General features: G+C 29.1%; 4 protein-coding genes. All 4 read left to right on the top strand.

What is annotated here, in order from left to right:
- On the top strand, positions 1 to 569 hold a 569-nt coding region (locus tag HMPREF9131_RS00300; RefSeq protein ID WP_009344720.1), incomplete at its 5' end, for a YicC family protein.
- Positions 570 to 588: 19 nt separating this feature from the next.
- Entirely contained in the window at positions 589 to 1,206 is a 618-nt protein-coding gene (gene gmk, locus HMPREF9131_RS00295) for a guanylate kinase (protein WP_009344722.1), read from the top strand.
- Positions 1,206 to 1,496 carry a DNA-directed RNA polymerase subunit omega gene (gene rpoZ, locus HMPREF9131_RS00290; RefSeq protein WP_009344723.1) on the top strand — a complete coding sequence of 97 codons (291 nt, stop codon included), beginning with the start codon at positions 1,206 to 1,208 and terminating at the stop codon, positions 1,494 to 1,496. Before gmk ends, rpoZ begins: the two co-directional genes overlap by 1 nt.
- A gap of 1 nt (position 1,497) precedes the next feature.
- The coding region (coaBC, locus tag HMPREF9131_RS00285; protein WP_009344721.1) for a bifunctional phosphopantothenoylcysteine decarboxylase/phosphopantothenate--cysteine ligase CoaBC at positions 1,498 to 2,461 on the top strand (964 nt) is incomplete at its 3' end.

Raw genomic sequence — 2,461 nt, 5'->3', positions numbered from 1 at the left:
ATTTATCTATAAAAGATATTATTACTATGCCTGGAGTATTAGTTGAAAGTGAAGATAATGAGGTTTCTAAGGAGCTTGAAGATTTATTATTTACAACTTTAACAAATACATTAGAATCTTTTATTACTTCAAGATTAAGTGAAGGTCAAGCCATTAAGGAAGATTTTAAAACTAAACTATCAAGTATAAAAGATATAGTTGCAAAAGTTGAAGAACTTTCACCAATTTCCCTAAAGGAAAATGAAGAAAAATTAAAGAACAAATTAAATAATTATTTAGATGAAAGTGAAATTGATAGACAAAGAATAGCAACAGAATGTTTTTTGCTAGTAGATAAACTTTCTATTGATGAGGAAATCACTAGGCTAAAAATTCATCTAGATAGATTTAATCATATAATGAATTTAGAAGAAAGTATTGGTAGAAAATTGGACTTTTTATTGCAAGAAATTAATAGAGAAATCAATACTATTGGGTCCAAATCCAATAATATTGATATCTTAAATAATGTTGTTCTTGTTAAATCTGAAGTAGAAAGAATTAGAGAACAAGTCCAAAATATTGAGTAGATAAGTATAGAGGTGTAATTTGAGCGGCGGATTTTTATTGGTACTATCAGGTCCATCTGGAAGTGGTAAGGGAACTGTAAGTCAAGCAATAATGAAAGAAAATAAAGAAATTGTATTTTCAACTTCTGTTACTACAAGAACTCCAAGACCTGGAGAAGTTAACGGAGAAAATTACTTTTTTGTTAGTAAAACTAAATTTGAACAAATGGTTGAAAAAGATGAATTATTAGAGCATGCTTTTGTTCATACCAATTACTATGGAACACCCAAACAATTTGTTTTTGACCAGATTGAAAATGGGGAAATTGTACTACTTGAAATTGACGTTCAAGGTGCATTACAGATAAAAAAGAAATATAAGGAAGCTGTTTTTATATTCTTAATTCCACCAACTATGGAAGAATTAAGAAACAGATTAGTAAAAAGAGATACAGAGTCTGAGGAAGAGATTAATACAAGATTTAAAAATGCCTTTAGAGAACTTGATTTTGTAGGTGAATATGACTATTTTGTTATTAACGATAAAGTAAGTCAGGCTGTAATAGATATTGAAAATATTATAGCTGCTGAAAAATTAAGAGTAAAAAGACATAAGGATATTAAAAGTGAAGTTCTAAAAGAAAAGGAGAAGATTTAATGAATATACCTTCATTTAAAGAATTAATGGAAAAATCTGATTCAAGATATGAACTTTGTATGTTAGTTTCAAAAAGGTCCAGAAAATTAGTAGACGGTCAAAAAGCTTTAGTTGATACTGATATGAAAAAACCTGTTTCTGTCGCTTTAGAAGAAGTGATGGAAGGAAAAATAATTTTTGGTCAAGAAATGAGCGACAAAGAATATGAAGAAAAAATTGCAGTAGAAAGATTAGAATTAGAAGAAAAACTTAGAAATGAAATAAAGGATTCACCACAAGAAGAGGAATAATATGCTAAGAAATAAAAAGATTCTTCTAGGTGTTACAGGAGGGATTGCAGCTTATAAATCTCCATCCATTTGTTCGATTTTAAGAAAACAAGGAGCAGAGGTTAAAGTTATAATGACAGAAGCTGCAAAGAAATTTATAAGTCCATTAACTATGCAAACTATGTCAGGCAATATTTGTTATGATCAATTGTTTAATCAATTAACTAACATGGATGTGGGGCATATATCTTTAGCAAAATGGGCTGATATAATTGTAGTAGCTCCAGCGACTGCAAATATTATAGGAAAATTTGCAAACGGAATTTCAGATGACTTGCTGTCAACTGTTTTTATGGCATCAAGGTGTAAAGTTATAATTGCTCCAGCTATGAATACTTATATGTTAAATTCTCCTGCTAATCAAAAAAATATGAAGACTCTTAAAGATAGAGGCATTATTGTTTTAGATACAGAAAAAGATGTGTTAGCTTGTAAAGATGTGGGCGAAGGTAAAATGCTATCTCCTAAAGAAATTGTTGATGAAATTGATACATGTTTAACTGCAAAAGATTTTGAAGGTAAAAATTTTGTAATTACTGCTGGTCCAACTATAGAACCTATAGATCCAGTTAGGTTTTTATCTAATCATTCTTCTGGTAAAATGGGTTATGCCATAGCTAGAAGAGCTAAAAAAAGAGGAGCTAATGTAACTTTAATTTCAGGTCCAACAAATATAGAAATACCAAAAGTGGATAATTTTGTAAGAATAAAGACCACTCAGGATATGTTTGACCAAGTTGGCAAGTATTTTGATAATGCTGATGTTTTAATTAAGGCCGCTGCTCCAGCAGATTACAAACCTAAATATTATAGCAAAGAGAAAATCAAGAAAAATTCTTCTTATGATTTAAATAACATTGAGTTAGAAAAAAATCCTGATATAGCTAAATATTATGGAAGTAAAAAATCTAAACAAATTATAGTAG

Source organism: Peptoniphilus sp. oral taxon 836 str. F0141 (genome assembly GCF_000179335.1).
In the GTDB taxonomy this organism is placed as follows: Bacteria; Bacillota; Clostridia; order Tissierellales; family Peptoniphilaceae; genus Peptoniphilus_A; species Peptoniphilus_A lacrimalis.
This window is presented reverse-complemented; position numbering and strand designations above follow the sequence as displayed.

What these genes read in the sequence shown, in the direction of transcription:
- rpoZ (WP_009344723.1), top strand. Translation starts at nt 1,206, where the DNA reads ATGAATATACCTTCATTTAAAGAATTAATGGAAAAATCTGATTCAAGA.